Annotated in this window: 2 protein-coding genes (1 of these 2 only partly in view); one reads left to right on the top strand and one right to left on the bottom strand. The window is 72.0% G+C overall.

Annotation, left to right across the window (positions count from 1 at the left end):
• Positions 1-954 (top strand): N-acetylmuramoyl-L-alanine amidase family protein, encoded by a 954-nt coding sequence (locus NR810_RS01170; RefSeq protein WP_257446459.1) that lies wholly within the window; start codon positions 1-3, stop codon positions 952-954.
• On the opposite strand, the gene NR810_RS01175 is transcribed toward NR810_RS01170, so the two are convergent.
• Positions 910-14,862, bottom strand: the 3' portion of a protein-coding gene (locus NR810_RS01175; protein WP_257446460.1) for a non-ribosomal peptide synthase/polyketide synthase. Its footprint extends 7,836 nt past the window's final position; the window shows 13,953 of its 21,789 coding nt (coding positions 7,837-21,789); its start codon lies beyond the right edge, outside the window; the stop codon is at positions 910-912. The genes NR810_RS01170 and NR810_RS01175 overlap by 45 nt on opposite strands.

Raw genomic sequence — 14,862 nt, forward strand, 5'->3', positions numbered from 1 at the left:
ATGTCGAAAGTCCCCGCGTGGCCGCTGCTGCTCGCCCTGGGCCTGTCCTCCGCTGGCTGCGGGGAGCAGGCCCGGGCCGCGTCCATCCCGCCCGAGCCCCTCCCCGCCCCCGCTGCCGTGTCCTCCCCCGTCACGCCCACCGTGGCGTCTCCGCCCTCGTGGCCCGCCGCGGACGCCCCGCTCACGGTGGCGCGGGTGGCGTTCCCCCCAGCCTTCGGACGCAAACGCATCTACCTGGACGCCGGGCACGGCGCGCCGGGGAACGAGGGGAACTCGTCCGTCACCTGCGAGCCCGAGGAGTCCTTCACGCTCCGGGTCGCGCAGGATCTGGCCCGGCGGCTCGAGGCCACCGGGCATTTCAAGGTGAAGCTCAGCCGGAAACCGGGACAGCGGCCCCGCTACCCGCACAGGCTCGCGGAGGCCGAGCGCTGGCGGGCGGACCTCTTCGTCAGCCTGCACTCGGATGCCCGGGGCGAGGCGAGCTGGTGGATGGGTGCTCCAGAACAGTGGTGCCTGCGGAACGACGCGGCGCCGGGGTACAGCGTGCTGTACGCGGACGATACCTCCGAGCCCCTGCTGTCCCAGCGGCTCACCCTCGCCCGGGCCCTCGCCCGGCGCATGGGGGAGGCCGGGTTCTTCCCCTACGGCGGAGAGGACTATGTCGGCCTGTACGATTCCGATCCCGTGCAGCCGGGAACCTTCGTGAGCCGGCACCAGCCGGGACAGCGCATCTTCGTGCTGCGCAAGCCACGCATGCCCTCGGTCATCATCGAGACGCACCACGCCCTGGACCTCCAGGAGGTGGCCCGCTGGAACGAGGAGCGCACGCTGGAGGCCTTCGCCGCGGCCGTGGCGCAGGGGCTGGTGGACTCGCTGGCGCCTCCCGCGAGTCCACCCAGGCCCCAGGTCTCAAGCCGTGCCGTTCTCCCCGCTCCCCGACGCTCCGTCCCCTGACTCCTCCACGCTCCTGAACCAGCGCTCGAACCGCTCCGCCAGTGCCCCGACATGGGGCGCTCGCAGCAGGCCGTGGTGATCGCCGGGCACCTCCTCGACAGTGAGCCCCGAGGACACGAGGCGCCCCCAGCCGTGAGTGGCGTCCACCCTCGCCTCCCTCCGCGCATCACCCGCCTTGAGCAGGACCACCCGTCCCTCGTAGGGCTCGGGTTGGTACCGCGTCACCGCGCCCAGGTTGGCCCGGGCGACCTCCAGCAGCACGCGCAGTTCCTCCAACCCCGTCCCCGGAGGCAACAGGCCCGCCTCGCGCACTCGCGTCCAGAGGGTCTGGAGCTGCTGCTCGGACGTCAGGCCCTCCAGGGCGTCGGGCGTGAGGAACGGCTCGCGCCCGGCACTCCGGGCCAGGTCCGCGGCGAAGCCGGCCAGGAGCTCGGCGGGCTCCGGCTCCCGAGCGGGCGCCCCGCTCGGAGCGAAGCTGTCGAGCAGGACCAGCAGGGCCACCTCCTGCCCCTGGCGCCGCAGCTCCCGCGCCATCTCGAAGGCCACCGCTCCGCCCAGCGACCAGCCTCCGAGGAGATAGGGCCCCTCGGGCTGGATGGAGCGCACCTGCTCCACGTACCGGCGGGCCATCTCCTCCACGCTCGCAAGCGGCGCCTCCCTCCCGTCCAGCCCCGTCGCCTGTAGGGCGTGGAAGGGCCGTCCAGGGCCGAGGTGCCGCGCGACCTCCGCGTAGCAGAGCACGTTGCCGCCCACCGGATGCACCCAGAAGGTCGGCGTGCGCGTGCCCCCGGGTTGGAGCGTGACGAGGTTGCCCCCGGCCGGAGCCAGGGCACCCGCGCGCAGCCGGGCGGCCAGCGCCTCGATGGTGGGTCCCTCGAAGAGCGCCGCCAGTGGGATGACGTGCCCCAACCGCTCCCGGAGCCGTGCCACCAGCCTCACGGCCAGCAGCGACTGTCCGCCCAGCTCGAAGAAGGAGTCCGTCACGCCCACGGAGGTGACGCCGAGCACCTCCTCCCAGACGCGCGCCAGCTCCCGCTCGAGCTCATCCCTCGGCGGCACCGAGGCCCGGCCACGAGCACCCGTCTCCTCCGGCGCGGGCAGCGCACGCCCGTCCACCTTGCCACTCGCCGTGAGCGGCAGGGACTCCAGGTAGATGCACGCCGAGGGCACCATCGCCTCCGACAGACGCTGGCGCAACCGCGCGCGGAGACCCAGCTCCTCGCGCGGCGTGGACTCGCCGGGCACCACGTACGCCACCAGCCGCGTCTCTCCCGAGGGGCTCCGCCAGACCGTCACGTGCGCCTGTCTCGCGCCCGCCAGCTCCCGCAGCGCCGCTTCCACCTCCCCTGGCTCCACCCGGACGCCGTTCACCTTCACCTGCGCGTCCACACGACCCACGAAGTCGAGCCGCCCATCCGCCCGCCAGCGCACCACGTCTCCCGTCCGGTACAGCCTCGCCCCCGGCTCGCCCGAGAGCGGATCCGGCACGAAGCGCTCCGCTGTCAGCTCCGGCCTCCCCACGTAGCCCCGCGCCAGCCCTGGTCCTCCGACGTACAGCTCCCCGGCCAGGCCCGGCGGCACCGGCCTCATCGCCTCGTCCAGCACGTACGCCCGGACGTTCGGCAGCGGCCTCCCGATCGGCGGCCGGACCTCGCCCGCCACGCACTCCTCCCACGTGGCACACACCGTCACCTCCGTCGGCCCGTACCCGTTGAGGAAGCGCCGGCCCCGGCTCCACCTCTCCACCAGCTCCGCCGGGCACGCCTCACCCACCGAGAACACCACCCGCAGGTGCTCCAACCCCTCCTCCGACAGCAGCGCCAGCACCGACGGCGGCAGCGTGGCCACCGACACCCGGCCCTCCACCAGCGCTCGCCGCAGCTCGTCTCCCAGCGGCACCGCCCCTCCCGGAGGCACGTACAGCGTCCCTCCGGTCCCCAACGCCAGCAGGTACTCCCAGAGCGACGAGTCGAAGCCCAACGAGGCGAACTGCAGCACCCGCGTGTCTCCGCCCAACCCGAGCGACCTCGCCTTGCCCCGGATGAGATCGCTCGCGCCCTCGTGCGTCACCACCACGCCCTTCGGCATCCCCGTGCTCCCCGAGGTGTAGAGGACCCAGGCCGCGTTCCCCGGATGGACTCCGCTCTCCAGCGGGCCCGTATCCCCGGCCTCCAGTTCCTCCCAACGCACCACCCGGACGCTCCCGGACAGCCGGCACCGCTCCTCCAGGCCCCGCCGCGTCACCACCACCCGCACGTCCGCGTCCTCCGCCATCCACGCCAGGCGCTCCGGCGGCTGCGTCGCCTCCAGCGGTACGTACACGCCCCCCGCGAGCTGCACGCCCCAGAAGGCCACCACCGCCTCCACGCTCTTCTCCAGCAGCACGCCCACCCGTACTTCCGGGCCCACCCCCTCGCGCCTCAGCCGGTGTCCGAGCCGCCTCGCCCGCTCCCACAGCTCGCGGTAGCTCAGCCGCTGTCCACTCCCCTCCACCGCTCCCGCTTCCGGCATCCGTGCCGCCTGAAGCTCCAGCAGCTGCCCCAGCGTGGCCTCCGGCGCCTCCACTCGCGGACCTCGGGCCCAGTCCTCCAGCACCCGCGCCCGCTCCTCTCCCACCAGCAGCTCCGCCTCCGCCACCCGTCGATCCGGTGCCTCCACCACCGCCGCCAGCAACACCTCCAGGTGTCTCGCCAGGCGCTCGATCGTCGCGGGCTCGAAGAGCGCCGCGTCGTAGGAGAACACGCCCCGCAGTCCCTCCCGCGTCTGGACGAAGCTCAGGGTCAGATCGAGCTTCGCCTCCGCTCCCTCCTGCGCAACCGTGGACAGCTTCAGCTCCGGCAGCGACACCTCGCGGGCCGGGAGGTTCTGCAGCACGAACATCACCTGGAACAGCGGCGAGTGCCTCATCTCCCGCACCGGCCTCAGCTCCTCCACCAGCTTCTCGAACGGCACGTCCTGGTGCGCGTATGCCCCCAGCGCTATCTCCCGCACCCTCGCCAACAGCTCCCGGAACGTCGGCGCTCCGCCCACGTCCGTCCTCAACGCCAGCGTGTTGACGAAGAAGCCGATCAGCCCCTCCACCTCCGCCCTCGTACGGCCCGCCACCGGTGTGCCCACCACGATGTCCTGCTGCCCGCTCCAACGCGCCAACAGCGCCTGGAACCCCGTCAGCAACACCATGAACAGGCTGCTTCCCTCTCGCTGCCCCAGGGATTCCAGCGCCTCGCTCAGCTCGCGGGACAGCGCCACCGGGACCCGGCCGGCCTTCGCGCTTCTCGTGCTCGGGCGCGGCCTGTCCAGGGGCAGGCTCAACACGGGCGGGCTGCCCGCCAGCTTCTGGCGCCAGTACGCCAGCTGCTCCTCCAGCACCTCTCCCTTCAGCCACTCCCGCTGCCAACGCGCGTAGTCCGTGTACTGCAACGGCAGCTCCGGCAGCGGGCTCGGTTCGCCTCTCGTCATCGCTCCGTACAGCGCCGCCAGCTCCCGGAAGAGCAGCCCCGCCGACCAGCCGTCGAAGACGATGTGATGCACCGTCAACAACAGCACGTGCTCCGTCTCTCCCAGCCGCAGCAGCTTCGCCCGCAGCAGCGGCCCCCGGGAGAGCACGAACGGCCGGCTCGACTCCTCGGACGCGAGCCGCTCCACTTCCTCGCTCCGCCGCCCGGCGTCCAGTGCCGACAGGTCCACCGGCGCCAGCGGCAGCCGCAACGACCCGGCGATGCGCAGCACCGGCTCGCCCGCCTGGCTCTCGAAGCTGGCCCGGAGGATCTCATGCCGGCGCACCACCTCCTCCAGGCTTCGCTCCAGCGCCGCCGTGTCGAGCCGGCCCTCCAGCCGCAGCGCGTAGGGGATGTTGTAGGCCGTGCTCCCCGGCTGCAGTTGCTCCAGGAACCACAGCCGCTGCTGCGCGAAGCTGAGCGGTAGCACCTCCTCCTTCGGGCCCGACCTGAGCGCGGGCTCCGCCTTCACCTTCCGGGCCGCCACGACGCGCATGGTCAGCGCGCCGAGCGTCGGAGCCTCGAAGAGGGCGCGCAGTGGCACCTCCACCCCGAGCACCTTGCGCACCCGCGACACCAGCTGCGTGGCCAGCAGCGAGTGCCCGCCCAGCTCGAAGAAGCTGTCGTGCATCCCCACCCGCTCCACTCGCAGCAGCTCGCGCCACAGCCTCGCCAGCTCGAGTGCCACCGCGCCCTCGGGCTCCACGTACCCGGGCCTCACTGGCACCGACGTCAGCAGAGGAGGCACCGGGCGCGCCGGAGCGGCTCCTTCTCCCAGGAAGCGCACGAGCGGCGCGTCCGGCTCCTTCGCCACCGCGCCCAGCAACTCCTCCAGCTCCCTGGCCCAACGCTCCACCGTGCCCGCCTCGAACAGGCACGCGTTGTAGCTGAACGCTCCTCTCAGCCCTCCCTCCCACTCCTCCAACGCCAGGGAGAGATCGAACTTCGAGCTGCCGCCAGCAGGCTCCAAGCCGCTGAGCGTCAGACCCGGCAGCTCCAGCCTTGCCTTGGGCGTGTTCTGCAACGAGAACATCACCTGGAACAGCGGCGTGTACCGCATGTCCCGTACCGGCCTCAGCTCCTCCACCAGCTTCTCGAACGGCACGTCCTGGTGCGCGTACGCGCCCAGGGCTACCTCACGCACCCTCGCCAGCAACTCCCGGAACGTCGGTGCTCCGCTTACGTCCGTCCTCAGCGCCAACGTGTTGACGAAGAGGCCGATCAGCCCCTCCACCTCCGCCCTCGTGCGGCCCGCCACCGGCGTGCCCACCACGATGTCCTGCTGCCCGCTCCAGCGCCTCAACAGCGCTTGGAAACTCGCCAGCAGCACCATGAACAGGCTGCTCCCCTCTCTCTGTCCCAGCGCCTGGAGCGGCTCCACCAGCGCCTTCGGAAGGGAGAGCATCCGCGTGCCCACCTGGAACACCGGCACCTCGGGCCTCGGCTTGTCCAGGGGCAGGTTCAGCACGGGCGGACTGCCCACCAGCTTCTGGCGCCAGTACGCCAGCTGCTCCTCCAGCACCTCTCCCTTCAGCCACTCCCGCTGCCAACGCGCGTAGTCCGCGTACTGCAACGGCAGCTCCGGCAACGGGCTCGGCTCTCCTCTCCGCATGGCCGCGTACAGCGCCGCCAGCTCCTTCACGAAGATGCCCGTGGACCAGCCATCCGTGACGATGTGGTGCATCGTCAGCAGCAGCACGTGCTCCGCCCCTCCCAGCCGCAGCAGCGTGGTCCTCAGCAACGGCCCCTCCGCGAGTACGAAGGGCTTCTGGGCTTCCCTCTGTGCACGCCGAAGCACCTCGGCCTCTCGCTCCTCCTCCGCGAGTCCCGAGAGCTCCACCCTCTCCAACGACACCGGCATCCGCGCCACCACATGCGCCACCGGCTCGCCGTCCTTCTCCCCGAACGTCGTCCGCAGCCCTTCGTGGCGCTGCACGAGCGCCTCCAGCGCCCTCTCCAGTGACTGGACGTCCAACTCCCCCGTCAGCCTCACCGCGTAGGGAATGTTGTAGGCCGCGCTCCCCGGTTGCAGCCGATCCAGGAACCACAACCGCTGCTGGGCGAAGCTGAGCACCGGTTCCTCTCCCGGTCTCGCCACCAGCGGCGGCGGCGCCCCTGCCCCCTTGGCGAGCCTCGGCAACTGCTCCACCCGGCGGGCGAGTGCCTCCAGCGTGGGGTTCTCGAAGAGGGCTCGCAGAGGCACCTCCACCCCGAACACCTTGCGCACCCGCGACACCAGCTGCGTGGCCAGCAGCGAGTGCCCGCCCAGCTCGAAGAAGCTGTCCTGCATTCCCACCCGCTCCACTCGCAGCAGCTCGCGCCACAGCCTCGCCAGCTCGAGTGCCACCGCGCCCTCGGGCTCCACGTACCCGGGCCTCACTGGCACCGACGTCAGCAGAGGAGGCACCGGGCGCGCCGGAGCGGCTCCTTCTCCCAGGAAGCGCACGAGCGGCGCGTCCGGCTCCTTCGCCACCGCGCCCAGCAACTCCTCCAGCTCCCTGGCCCAACGCTCCACCGTGCCCGCCTCGAACAGGCACGCGTTGTAGCTGAACGCTCCTCTCAGCCCTCCCTCCCACTCCTCCAACGCCAGGGAGAGATCGAACTTCGAGCTGCCACCGGCCGGCTCCAGGCCGCTGAGCGTCAGGCCCGGCAACTCCAGCCGTGCCTTGGGCGTGTTCTGCAACGAGAACATCACCTGGAACAGCGGCGTGTACCGCATGTCCCGCACCGGCCTCAGCTCCTCCACCAGCTTCTCGAACGGCACGTCCTGGTGCGCATACGCGCCCAGCGCCACTCCCCTCACTCTGGCCACCAGTTCCCGGAACGTCGGCGCCTCGCCCACGTCCGTCCTCAGCACCAGCGTGTTGACGAAGAGGCCGATCAGCCCTTCCACCTCCGCCCTCGTGCGGCCCGCCACCGGCGTGCCCACCACGATGTCCTGCTGCCCGCTCCAGCGCGCCAGCAGCGCCTGGAATCCCGCCAGCAGCACCATGAACAGGCTGCTCCCCTCTCTCTGTCCCAGCGCCTGGAGCGGCTCCACCAGCGCCTTCGGCAGGGAGAGCATCCGTGTACCCGCCTGGAACACCGGCACCTCGGGCCGCGGCTTGTCCAGGGGCAGGTTCAGCACGGGCGGGCTACCCGCCAGCTTCTGGCGCCAGTACGCCAGCTGCTCCTCCAGCACCTCTCCCTTCAGCCACTCCCGCTGCCAGCGCGCGTAGTCCGCGTACTGCAACGGCAGCTCCGGCAGCGGGCTCGGCTCTCCCCTCCGCATGGCCGCGTACAGCGCCGCCAGCTCCTTCACGAAGATGCCCGTGGACCAGCCATCCGTGACGATGTGGTGCATCGTCAGCAGCAGCACGTGCTCCGCCCCTCCCAGCCGCAGCAGCGTGGTCCTCAGCAACGGCCCCTCCGCGAGTACGAAGGGCTTCTGGGCTTCCCTCTGTGCACGCCGAAGCACCTCGGCCTCTCGCTCCTCCTCCGCGAGTCCCGAGAGCTCCACCCTCTCCAATGACATCGGCATCCGCGCTGCCACACGCGCCACGGGCTCGCCGTCCTTCTCCCCGAACGTCGTCCGCAGCCCCTCGTGGCGCTGCACGAGCGCCTCCAGCGCCCTCTCCAGTGACTGGACGTCCAACTCCCCCGTCAGCCTCACCGCGTAGGGAATGTTGTAGGCCGCGCTCCCCGGTTGCAGCCGATCCAGGAACCACAACCGCTGCTGGGCGAAGCTGAGCACCGGCTCCTCTCCCGGTCTCGCCACCAGCGGCGGTGGTGCCCCAACCCCCGTGAGGAGCCTCGGCGACTCCTCCACCCGGCGGGCGAGTGCCTCCAGCGTGGGAGACTCGAAGACCGCGCGCAGCGGCAGCTCCACCTTGAAGCCGCCACGCACACGCGACACGAGCTGCGTGGCCAGCAGCGAGTGCCCACCCAGCTCGAAGAAGGAGTCCGTCACCCCCACGCGCTCCACGCCCAGCGTCTTCACCCAGAGCTCCGCGAGCCGCCGCTCCGTGTCCGTACGCGGCGCCACGAAGCCCACGCTCCTCGAGGACACTCCCGGCAGCGGAAGCGCCTTGCGATCCACCTTGCCACTCGGGGTGAGCGGGAAGGCGGACAGCTCGACGATCGCCGCGGGCACCATCGACTCGGGCAGGCGCGTCTTGAGCGCGGCCCTCAACCCGGCCGTGTCCACCGGCGCCGCCGTCACCACGTACGCCACCAGCCGCTGATCTCCCGGTCCGTACTCGCGCACCGCCGCCACAGCGTCACGCACGGAGGGCTGCTCGCGCAGCGCCGCTTCCACCTCACCCAGCTCGATGCGGTGGCCTCGCAGCTTCACCTGGAAGTCCACGCGCCCGAGGAACTCCACCGTCCCGTCCGCCAGCCACCGGGCCCGGTCTCCCGTCCGGTACAGCCTCGCGCCAGGATCGCCACCGAACGCATCCGGCACGAAGCGCTCGGCCGTCGCGTCCGGACGCCCGAGGTACCCACGCGCCAGTCCCGCTCCTCCGATGTACAGCTCTCCCGCGACCCCCACCCCCACCGGCTGCCCGTGCCTGTCCAGTACGTACAGCCGCACGTTCTCGATCGGCCGGCCAAGCACCGGGCGCTCGTACTCCGGAGTGATGGGGCACACCGTCGCGTCCACCGTGCACTCGGTGGGGCCGTACACGTTGAAGGCTCGCACGACACGCGAGGCCCCCAGGCGCCGCCACAACGTCTCCGAGATGGCCTCGCCGCCAATCAGCAGGGTGATCGGGCGCGTGGCCTCCTCCAGCCAGCCCGTCTCCAGCAGCAGTTGCAGCTGCGAAGGCGTGCAGTCGAAGACGTCCACCCGCTGCCGATCCAGGTACTCGCGCAGGGAGTCACCGTCGAAACGCACGGACTCTGGCGTCACGTCCAGCGTGTGCCCTCGCAGCAACTGGAAGAGCTGCTTCACCGAGGTGTCGAAGGACACCGAGCCGTTGACGCTCACCCGCCGCCCGGTCCCCAGTGGCGCGTACACCGCCTGGTGCAACGCCTCGACGAGGTTGGCCACCGCCCGCTGCCGCACCATCACCGCCTTGGGCCGGCCCGTGCTGCCCGAGGTGTAGATGGCGTACGCCAGGTGCTCCGGTCCCGCACCGCCCGGCACCGGCGTCTCCGGCTCCCCGCGCAGTGCCTCCACCTCGGCATCCAGCCGCAGCAGTTGCGTCCCGGGCCCCACCAGCCCCTCGGCCGCACCTCCCGCCGTCACCACCACCCCCGCCCCCGAGTCCTCCAACATGTAGCGCAACCGCTCGGACGGATACGCCGGATCCAACGGCACGTACGCGCCACCGGCCTTCAGGATGCCCCACTGGCCCACCACCAGCTCCAGCGAGCGCTCCACGCACAGGCCCACCCGCACGTCCGGGCCCACGCCCATCCGCCTCAGCCGGTGCGCCACCTGGTTGGCCCGCGCGTCCAGCTCGCGGAAGGTGAGCCACTGCGTCCCCATCACCACCGCCACGGCCTCCGGCGTGCGCGCCACCCGCGCCTCGAACAGCGCCGCGAGTCCCTCCCCCTCCCCACGCTCCACCGCCGTCGCGTTCCACTCGCGCAGCACCCGCTGGCGCTCCGTCCCGTCCAGCGGCGACAGCTCCGCCACCGGGCGCTCGGACTCCTCCACCATCCGCATCAGCAACACCCGGAGGTGCCCCAGCATCCGCTCCGCGTCCGCCGCGTCGATGCGCCGCGCGTCGTGGAACAGGTGCAGGCCCAGCCCGTGGTGGGCGTCGGCCACCAGCACCAGCGGATAGCTGTCCAGCTCATGCGTGCGCACGTCGCGCACCTCGAGCCCCGAGCCCTCCCCCATCACTCCTTCCATGGGGTAGTTCTCCACCACCACCAGCGTCTCGAAGAGCGGCGTCCCGGACGGCACCTCGCTCCAGCGCTGCACCTCCGGCAGGGGGCTGTGCTCGTGCTGCCGCGTCTCCAGCAGCCAGTCCTGCAGCTTCAGGAGCCACTCGCCCACCGTCACCCCGCGCTGGATGCGTGCCCGCACCGGCAGCGTGTTGATGAACAACCCGACGATCTCCTCCACGCCCGGCAGCGACGCCGGACGGCCGGAGACGGTGTTGCCGAAGACCACGTCGTCCTCGCCGGCATGGTGGCGCAGCAGCAACGCCCACGCCCCCATGACACACGTGCCCAGCGTCACCTTCTTCCGGCGCGCGAGCCCCTGGAGCGCGGCGACCTCCTCGGGCGACAGCAGGGCCCGCCGCTGCTGGCGATCGGGCACACCCCCGGGGATGGGGCCTCGATCCACTCCCACTCGCGTGGGCGACGTGAAGCCCGCCAGCGACCTGCGCCAGAACTCCCGGGCGGGTCCCAGGTCCTGACGCTTCAACCACGCGATGAAGTCCCGATACGGGCGCGCCTCGGGCCAGTGACGCGTGAGGCCGAGCGTCAACGCCTCGTACCGGGCGAACACCTCACGCACCACCAGCGGCAGGGACCAGCCATCCATCAACAGGTGCGAGAAGCTGAGGACGAACCGCCAGGCCCGCTCACCCGTCCGCAACAGCGTGAGCCGCATCAGGGGCGCGCGCTCCAGCTCGAGGCCGATCCGCCGATCCGCTTCGATCCACGCGGCCAGCCGCGCCTCCCGCTCCGGGAGCGGTACCTCGCGCCAGTCCTCCGAGCGCACCGGGAGCGCCGCGTCGCGCGATACCAGTTGCAGCGGCTCCTCCAGGCCCTCCCAGAAGAAGGCCGTGCGCAGGATGGCATGGTGGGCCACCGTCTCCTGCCACGCGCGGGTCACCGCGGTGACGTCCAGCGGGCCGTGCACCTCCCAGGAGAGCTGGTTGAGGTACATGTCCGGGCTGGCGGCGTGCAGCACGTGGAAGAGCAAGCCCTGCTGCAACGGGGACAGCGGGTACAGGTCCTCGATGCTCCGGCGCCCCACCCGCTCCACCAGCGAGTCCAGCGCCTCCTGGGTGATCGCCGCCAGCGGGAAGTCGGACGGCGTGTAGCCACCCGCCTTCGAGGACTGGCAGTGCGCGATCAGCTCGCGCAGGCGCTCCAGGAAGTCCGCCGCGAGCCGCTCGATGGTCTCCCGGCGGTGGAGTGCCTCCCCGTACGTCCACGTCATCTGGAGCTGGCCGCCCACCACCGCGCCCATCACGTCGAGCAGGTACGGCCGGCGGTTCCCCGGGCCACGCTGGAGCCCCATGCCCTCGGGCGCGAGCGAGAGCATCCCGCTCCCGGCCAGCGCACCGTCCACCTGTCCGAGGTAGTTGAAGCTCAGCTCCGCGGCGGGCAGTGCCGCCAGCCCGGAGTCCTCGCGCAGGTGGCGCAGCAGCCCGTAGCCCATGCCCTTGGAGGGCACGGCGCGCAGCTGCTCCTTCACGGCCCGCAGCGCCTCGCCGGGGCCTCCCGCGTTCCGCAGGTCCACCAGCGCCGGGTAGTACGTGGTGAACCAGCCCATCGTGCGCGAGACGTCCAGGTCCGCGAGCAGCTCCTCGCGCCCGTGGCCCTCCACGTCCACCAGCACCAGCGGGTTGCCGGCCCAGTGTCCCACCGTCCGCGCGAGCGCCGTGAGCAGCGCGTCGTTGATTCGCGTGTGGTACGCGCGCGGCACGTCCTGCAACAGCGCTCGCGTCTCCTCGACGGAGAGGCTCGCGGTCACGTTCCGGGCCAGGCCCTCGGTGTTCCCGCCTCCCGGCAGCTCCACCGGCAGGCGCGTCACACGCGACCAGGGACGCTCCAGCCACCAGGAGCGTTCGGACTCCAGCTCCTTCGAGAGCGCGTACTCGGAGAGGCCCCGGGCCCACGCCTGCAAGGAGGTGGTCTTCGGCGGCAGGCCCGCCGGAGCACCGGCCGCGAGCCGCTGGTACGCCGTCAGCAGGTCCTCCAGGAGGATGCGCCAGGAGACGCCATCCACCACCAGGTGGTGCAGCACGAGCAGCAGCCGCCCGGACCGCCCCGCCCCGAGGTCGAACAGCACCGCCCGCAGCAGAGAGCCCTCCTCCAGCCGCAGCGAGCCCTGCACCTCCGAGGCCCGCCGCTCCAGCTCCGCGGCCTGCTCGCCCGCCGGTACGCCCGACAGGTCCACGCGCTCCAGCCGCACGGGCTCGCCCGGGGCCGCGCACGCCTGCCGCCAGCCGTCCTCCCCTCGAGCGAAGCGCAGACGCAGCGCATCGTGGTGCTCCACCACGTGCCCCAGCGCGCGCTCCAACACCGCCGCGTCCAGGGCCGTGCGCACCTCCAGGAAGAGCGACATGTTCCAGTGGTGCGGCTCCGCGGGCGCCTGGGCGAAGAACCAGCGCTGGATGGGCGTGAGCGCCACCGGGCCCGTCACCGGTCCCTGCTCGGCCCTCACCGCCAACCGCGTGTTCGCCACCGCCGCGAGCCGGGCCACCGTGGGATTCTGGAAGATCTGGCGCGGCGACAGCTCGATGCCCGCCCGGCCCGCCCGTGTGACGATCTGGATGCTGAGGATGGAGTCCCCGCCCAGCTCGAAGAAGTTGTCCTCCACGCCCACGCGCTCCACGCCGAGCACCTCGCACCAGATGCGCGCGAGCTGCTCCTCCCGCTCGTCACGGGGCGCCACGTACGCCGTGCTCCGGGCGGCCGCCTGGGCCTCCGGGGCCGGCAGCGCGCCCAGGTCCACCTTGCCGGTGCGCGTGCGCGGCAGGGCCTCCCGCTCCACGAAGGCGGACGGCACCATGTACTCGGGCAGCCGCTCGCGGAGGAAGGCGCTCAGGGCCTCCGCCCCGGGGGCTGGAAGCTGGTGGGGCACGACGTAACCGACGAGCCGCTTGCCGCCCCGCCCGTCCTCGTGCGCGGCCACCGCCACCTCGCGCAGCCCGGGGTGGGCGGCGAGCGCCGCTTCCACCTCGCCCGTCTCGATGCGGAAGCCCCGCACCTTCACCTGTCCGTCCTGGCGCCCGAGGAACTCGAGCACTCCGTTCCGCAGCCAGCGCACGCGGTCGCCCGTGCGGTACAGCCGCGCGCCCGGGGCCGTGTCGAACGGATCGGCCAGGAAGCGTTCGGAGGTCAGCTCGGGCCTGCCGAGGTAGCCACGCGCCACGCCCGCTCCGCCGATGAACAGCTCGCCCGGGACTCCCACGGGGACGGGCTGGAGACGCTCGTCCAGCACGTACACCCGGGCGCCAGGAATGGCGCGGCCGATCGGCACCGGTCCCGTCTCCGACGCGGAGACGCGATGCACCGTGCTCCAGATGGTGGCCTCGGTGGGGCCGTACTCGTTGAAGAGCGGCGTGTGAGGCAGCGCCTCGTGGTGGGCGCGGACCAGTTCCTTCTGAGGTGCCTCGCCACCAACGGAGACGGCGCGCAGGCTGGAGAGCCCACCGGCCGGCGCCGCCGCGAGGATCTGCGCGTAGAGCACCGGCACGCAGATGAGGTGCGTGACGCCGTACTTCGAGAGAGAGGCGGCCAACGCCTTCGGATCATCCAGCACTCCGGTGTCCGGGAAGCGCAGCGTGCCGCCGTGGAGCAGCGTCCAGAACAGGCCGGCGAGCGAGGCGTCGAAGGTGAACGGCGACAGCGAGAGGCTGACGCCCGGTGCCCCATACACCTCGAAGCGGGCGCGCGTGGCGTGCACGAGCTGGCGATGCTCCACCACCACGCCCTTGGGCTTGCCCGTGGAGCCGGAGGTGAAGAGGACGTACGCCGCGTGATGGGGCTCCGGACGAGGCGCGGGAGACACATCGGGCTCGGACGCCACGGCCTCCAGCAGGAGCTCCCGGTCGAGCATCACCCGGGCGCCCGCGTCCTCCATCAGGAACCGCAACCGCTCCCGAGGGTGCGAAGGATCCAACGGGAGCCAGGCGCCTCCCGCCGCGAGCGTGCCCAGGATGGCGGACACCATGTCCGTGGAGCGCTCCAGCGCGAGCGCCACCACGTGCTCGGAGCCCACGCCACGCCGACGCAGCCACGAGGCGATGCGCGAGGCCCGCGCGGACAGCTCGCGGTACGAGAGCACCTCCCCGGCGGCGGCCACGGCGGGCGCGTCGGGAGTCCGAGCCACCTGGGCCTCGAAGAGCTCCAGCACGGTGGCGGAGTCCCGGGGCGCGGTGGACGGATTCCACTCGACCAGGAGCCGCTGACGCTCGGCCTCGGACAGGAGCGCCAGCGCGGAGAGCCGCCGCTCCGGTACCTCGGCGATGCCCTCCAGCAGGCGCACGAAGTGCTCGCCCATGCGGGCGATGGTCTCCGCATCGAAGAGATCGGTGTTGTACTCGAGCCCGGCCCAGAGCCCGTCCGCCGTCTCGCGCAGCTCCAGCGCGAGATCCAACTTGGCGGCGCCCGCGTGGGCGTCCATGCCGCTCAGGGTGAGGCCCGCGAGCTGCACGGTGGGCATGGGGACGTTGTGGAGCACCAGCAGCGTCTGGAAGATGGGCGAGTGGCCCAGGTCACGCGAGACGTGCAG

The sequence above is a fragment of the Archangium lipolyticum genome (assembly GCF_024623785.1).
GTDB lineage: Bacteria > Myxococcota > Myxococcia > Myxococcales > Myxococcaceae > Archangium > Archangium lipolyticum.